Source organism: Mycobacterium sp. E735, from assembly GCF_001666955.1.
GTDB lineage: Bacteria > Actinomycetota > Actinomycetes > Mycobacteriales > Mycobacteriaceae > Mycobacterium.
In genome coordinates, this window is the sequence record NZ_LZIX01000045.1 from 1 (window position 1) to 2,175 (window position 2,175).

Genomic DNA, 2,175 nt, shown 5'->3' on the forward strand with positions numbered 1-2,175 from the left:
GCCCGCGCGGTATGCCGAGCTGAACGAGCTGTGGACCGAAGGGCCCGTATGGCCGTGCCTGTACCTGCATGGTCGCGACGACGGCTGCATGACACCGGCTTTCGCCCGCTGGGCGGAGAAGGTGTTGCCGCCGGGCAGCGAGGTGGCCATCGTCGAACACGCGGGGCACTTCCTGCAGCTCGAACAGCCGGACAAGGTCGCCGACCTGGTGCTCGGGTTCATCGGCTCACCCGGCTGAATGGCCGCGCAGCGGATGGCCGCCGTCGATGCGCAGTTCTATTGGATGTCGGCCAAGATCCCCAGCGACGAGTTCCTGCTGTACGCGTTCGACGGCGAGCCCGCGGATTACCCGGCGGCCGTTGAGCAGGTGCGCAGGAGGGCCCGCGCCGAGCCGGCGCTGACGCTGCGGGTCCGGGACGGCAGCCCGCTGACCTACCCGCAGTGGGTGCCGACGGCCGTCACCCCAGAGTGGGTGGTCCGCCACCACCTCGACGACCAGACCTGGGCCGGCTGCCTCGCGGCGATCGTCGGCCTGGCCGGTGAGCAACTCGACGTGCGCCGGGCCCCGTGGCGGCTGCACGTCTTCACCCCGGTGCTGGGCGTCCCGGGCGTGACCGGGGCGGGCTCCGTGGCGGTATTACAGGTCCCGCACGCGCTGGCGGACGGGGCGCGGGCAGCGGCCATGGCGGGCTGGCTGTTCGGCAGGCCGGATCCGGTGCCTCGGGTGCGACGCCTGCGGGCCGGGTTCCTGCCGTGGCGAGCCGCCCAGGCGGCTCGGGCGCACGGTCGGTTGGCGGCTGAGACCCGCGCCGGGCTGCTGGCCGCCCGGCCCGGTCCGCGGCCCCCGCTGCCGACGAATGCGCGCCCCGGTGCGGTCCGCTCGGTGCGCACGCTGGTGCGGCACCGCAGAGACTTGCGCGGTCCCACCGTCACCGTGGGCGCGCTGTCGGCGATCTCCACGGCGCTGTCCAACCTTTTGGGCGATGCCGCCGATACGTTGGGCGCCGAAGTTCCGATGGCCAAACCCGGTGTGGCGCACGCGCACAATCACTTCGGGAATGTCGTGGTGGGCCTGCATCCGAGGCTGGGGCTCGAGGCCCGCGCCGAGCGAATCGCGACGGAGCTGGCCGATGGCCGGCGCCGCTTCGCGCACCCGGCGACGCGCTACGCCGACCGGGCTTTCGCCGCGGTGCCCGCGCCCCTATTACGTTGGGGCGTAGCCCAATTCGACCCCGACATTCGTCCGACGCAGGTGTCGGGCAACACCGTCGTCTCCAGCGTCAACCGCGGGGCGGCCGACCTGAGCTTCGGCGGCGCCGGGGTGGTCTTGACGGCCGGCTACCCGGCGCTGTCACCGGCGATGGGGCTGACGCACGGCGTGCACGGCATCGGCGACACCATCGCGATCAGCGTGCACGCGGCCGAGACGGCCGTTCCCGACATCGACGCGTATCTGGAGTTGCTCGACGCGGCGCTGTGATCACTGCGCGTCGCCGGACCGCGCGGCTTCCTCGCGGGTCAGGCCGACCGCGGAGATCAGCTCCTCGTGCAGCTCGAACCACACGGTGTGGTAGGAGTCGATGAGCGGTCTGGTCAGCCAGGCGGTGTCCCCGTCCCGCACCTTGCCCAGTGCCGCAGCAAGTTTCGTGCCGTAGGCGTTCAGCCGGGGCAGCTGCGCCGCGGCCGTCGCGATGATCGGCTGCACGCGTGCGTGCACATCGTCGAGGCGGGCCAGCACCGCGGCGTCGTATTCCGCGTCGTCGTGGGCGTTGGGGGTGCCGCCGGGGCCGCCCTTGAGCTGCCAATCGGTCACCAGGGCTTTGAAGTCGGCGTTGACCGACCGAAAGTCGTCGTAAGCGGCCGCGATCGCGGCCCGGTCGGCGCCCCCGCGCTCTTCGTCGAGCAGCGCCGCCAGCTTGTCGCGCCCGACGGGCGTGATGCGCACCGTCGCACCGTCGGCGAGTAGGCCCGCCGCGGTCAGCCGTTCGACGATCGTGGTGACCTCAACTGGGTCGGCGTCCAAGGTGGCGGCCAGGTCGTCGGGGCGCACCCGCCCTTTCAGCCGAACCGCTTGCAGCACCGCCAATTCGCTCATGAGTCGGCCTCTCCGGCCAGGCGCAGCGCGGTAAGCATGACGACCAGCGGGGTGGCCGAGACGACGTCGGTCTGCCCGCT

3 protein-coding genes are annotated in these 2,175 nt (G+C 72.3%); 2 read left to right on the forward strand and 1 reads right to left on the reverse strand.

Annotated elements, in window-relative coordinates:
• On the forward strand, positions 1-238 hold a 238-nt coding region (locus tag A5704_RS03710), incomplete at its 5' end, for an alpha/beta fold hydrolase (RefSeq protein WP_156737603.1).
• Positions 239-1,480 (forward strand): WS/DGAT domain-containing protein, encoded by a 1,242-nt coding sequence (locus A5704_RS03715; RefSeq protein ID WP_067785200.1) that lies wholly within the window; start codon positions 239-241, stop codon positions 1,478-1,480.
• On the opposite strand, the gene A5704_RS03720 is transcribed toward A5704_RS03715, so the two are convergent.
• Positions 1,481-2,095 carry a hypothetical protein gene (locus tag A5704_RS03720; protein ID WP_067785197.1) on the reverse strand — a complete coding sequence of 205 codons (615 nt, stop codon included), beginning with the start codon at positions 2,093-2,095 and terminating at the stop codon, positions 1,481-1,483. It abuts the gene before it with no gap.
• Positions 2,096-2,175: the final 80 nt, after the last annotated feature.